General features: G+C 48.1%; 1 protein-coding gene. It reads right to left on the bottom strand.

All coding sequences use genetic code 11. From position 1 onward, the window contains the following. Positions 1-281 (bottom strand): DUF5518 domain-containing protein (locus DVK07_RS24495; protein WP_199719718.1); only part of this gene is annotated, 281 nt, incomplete at its 3' end. Between the last annotated feature and the right edge of the window lie 235 nt (positions 282-516).

Below are 516 nucleotides of genomic sequence, written 5' to 3'. Positions count from 1 at the left end.
ATTTCCCACCCCGATGTAATGAAACTGGCAGAGGTCCAGACGGCGGGAAGACTTCCGATGATACCAGTTCGTAGGCCAGCACGCATAGCAGCGGTTGATCGGTTGCTGTAGTACAGACCTGCAAGGAACCCAGCGAGAACTACTGGGCCAGCACTAAAATGCGATGGTTCTGTACTCAGGGAGACAACTACTGTAGAGGGAATAGATAGGAGTCCAAGAACTGTTGCAACCGAGATCTCTTCGTCGAATAGCCATTGGACGATTCTTTGGTGGGCAGGCATACCAGACCTATCATTAGTTGATAAGAAAAAATGACTAAAGGTTAAAACTCGATTTGCGTTAGAGAGTGACGAAATCACGACAGTATACTATTACAGGCGGTAGTTCACGCGGTGTCAAATTAGCTGAGGGACTATCGGATATTGCCACGCTCGGCCTTGATACGCGTTTATACATGCTATTACCGCAAAGCAGATTGTTGCCGTCGCTATGAGTAGTGCTATTGCTACACCGACG

The organism is Halorubrum sp. Atlit-26R (assembly GCF_003666015.1).
GTDB lineage: Archaea > Halobacteriota > Halobacteria > Halobacteriales > Haloferacaceae > Halorubrum.
This window is presented reverse-complemented; position numbering and strand designations above follow the sequence as displayed.